The organism is Micromonospora sp. 4G55 (assembly GCF_016803375.1).
The window spans coordinates 1-2,509 of the sequence record NZ_JAEVHN010000802.1; the positions used below are offsets into that span (position 1 = coordinate 1).

The following is a 2,509-nucleotide window of genomic DNA, read 5'->3' on the forward strand; positions in this document are numbered from 1 at the left end:
CCACGACCGCGCCGGCCGGGCCCGCCGGCGTACCGGGGGCCGGGCGGTCGACGTCAGCGACCACGGCAGCGTGGAGGACCTCTATCTCGCGGCGGACGTGCTGGTCACCGACTACTCGTCGGCGATGTTCGACTACGCCGTCCTGGACCGCCCGATCGTCGTGTACGCGCCGGACCGCGACGCGTACGCGCTGGCCCGGGGCGTCTACTTCGACGTGACCGCCGAACCGCCCGGCGTCGTCGCCCTCACCTTCGCCGAGCTGCTGGAACTCTTCCGCTCCGGCGCGGTGACCGGGGCGGAGGCGCAGCGGGCGCGGCAGCGGTTCCGGGGCCGGTTCTGCACCTGGGACGACGGGCACGCCGCGGAGCGGGTGGTCCGTCGGGTCTTCCTCGACGATCCCGCCTGACGTGTGGTCCCGTCGATGGGGCCGCTGCCGGTAATAGGACCGTCATGCCCGCAACATCGCACGTTTACCCGATGTGCTGATCCGATGATGCTCGTCACAGTCAAGCGGGGTTCGGCCGAGCTGGGGGAGGAGACGGTGACCACCGTCGCGCTCAAGGATGTCACCAAGGTGTTCCAGGACGGGACGGTCGCGGTCGACAGCGTCAATCTGGACGTCAACGACGGCGAGTTCATGGTGCTGCTCGGTCCGTCGGGCTGCGGCAAGTCCACCGTGCTGCGGATGGTCGCCGGCCTGGAGGACCCGAGTTCCGGCGCCGTGATGCTCGACGGCGAGGTCGCCAACGACCTGCCGCCACGGGAGCGCAGGATCGCCATGGTCTTCCAGGACTTCGCGCTCTATCCGCACATGACCGTCGGGGACAACATCGCCTTCCCGCTGCGACTGGCCGGTGTGGAGCCGGCCCCGCGCGGGGAGCGGGTGCAGGACGTCGCGGGCGCGCTCGGCATCGGGGACGTCCTCGGCCGCAAGCCGAGCCAGCTCTCCGGCGGCCAGCGGCAGCGGGTGGCCATGGGGCGGGCGATAGTGCGCCGGCCGGGGCTCTTCCTGATGGACGAGCCACTCTCCAACCTGGACAGCGGCCTGCGCGCCGAGCTGCGCGCGGAGATCTCCGGGCTGACCCGGGAGCTGGGCGTCACCACCATCTACGTCACGCACGACCAGGCCGAGGCGCTGACCATGGCCGACCGGGTCGCCATCATGCGCAAGGGCGTCCTCCAGGACGTCGGCACGCCGACCCAGGTGTACGGCCGGCGGCCACCCTCTACGTCGCGGCGTTCCTGGGCAGCCCCCGGATGAACCTGCTGGAGGCGTCGGTCTACGTCCACCTCGACCGGTACGTGACCCTCACCCTCGGCGAGCAGGCGCTCTACCTGCCCTGGGACGACATCCGCAGCCGGGCGGTGGCGCACTACCACGGCGAGCGCATCGTGGTCGGGATGCGGGCCGAGGCGCTCACGCCGGTCGCCCCGGACACCACCGGCGACGTGCTCCGGGGCCGGGTCCGCTACCTGGAGCACCACGGGCACGAGTCGCTGGCCTTCCTCGACATCGGCGCACCGCGATCGTGGTGGACGAGATGGGCACCACGGCCGACGACGCGCCGGCCGGGCAGCGCGGGCTGCGCCGGTTCGGGCAGGTCATGCAGCGGCTCACCGGCCGGGCCGGCGAGCTGGAGCCGACCTCCGCCCCGACCGGGGGCGCAACCGGACCAGCGTGCTCCCCGACCCGGGGCGCCACCACCGCCGTCCCGCCGAGCTGGCGGTACGCCTCGCCCCGTACCCGGCGATCTCGGCGGGTCACCCGATGTCGGTCGCCGTACGGATGGACGCCCTGCACTTCTTCGACGAGCGCGGCGACCGGATCGACGTCGGCTGGCGCTGAGCCGCCCGGCTCGGGCGGGGCTGCGGGCGACCGCGCCCATGCCCTACGGTCAGCGCACCCAAGTCCACTGAGCACCGCCTGTAGAGAGGGGCCCGTCGTGTCGGGTGACCGTCCGAGCCCGCTCGTGATCGAGCGGATCCTGCGTGACCGGCAGGGCATCTGGCAGCAGATCGTCGCCGACGACGACCTGAACGCGCTGACCGGGCGGATGCTGGCCAGCTCCGCCGTCGCACTGGCCTGCTACGGGGCGGTGCTCGGCGCGTTCCACGGCGTGCTGATGGCGTTGACCTCGGCGGTCAAGCTGCCGCTGCTCTTCCTCATCACCCTGGCCATCTGCCTGCCCACGCTCTACCTGTTCAACCTGGTGTTCGGGGCCCGGCTGTCGGTACGCCAGTCGGTGGCCCTGGTGATGGTCGCGATCACGGTCACCTCGATGCTGGCGGTGGCGTTCGCCCCGATCAGCCTCTTCTTCCTGATCACGGCCCCGGACTACGGCTTCTTCAAGCTGCTGAACGTGGCGATCCTGACGCTGTCGGCGCTGGTCGGGCTGCGCTTCCTCACCGGCGGGATGCAGGTGCTCAACGCGCACGGCCTGCTCGCCCCGCCGACCGCCGCCGCTACCGGTGCCACCCAGGCCGCCATGGCCGCCCCGGCCGCGCAGGC

At 72.2% G+C, this 2,509-nt stretch carries 1 protein-coding gene and 2 pseudogenes; all 3 read left to right on the plus strand.

Annotated elements, in window-relative coordinates; all coding sequences use genetic code 11:
* Positions 1–406 (plus strand): CDP-glycerol glycerophosphotransferase family protein (locus JNW89_RS34420; protein WP_238452212.1); only part of this gene is annotated, 406 nt, incomplete at its 5' end.
* A gap of 135 nt (positions 407–541) precedes the next feature.
* Positions 542–1,846, plus strand: a pseudogene (locus tag JNW89_RS37910) (ABC transporter ATP-binding protein).
* A 124-nt stretch (positions 1,847–1,970) separates the two neighbouring features.
* Positions 1,971–2,509 (plus strand): annotated as a pseudogene (locus JNW89_RS34435) (hypothetical protein); the annotation flags it as partial.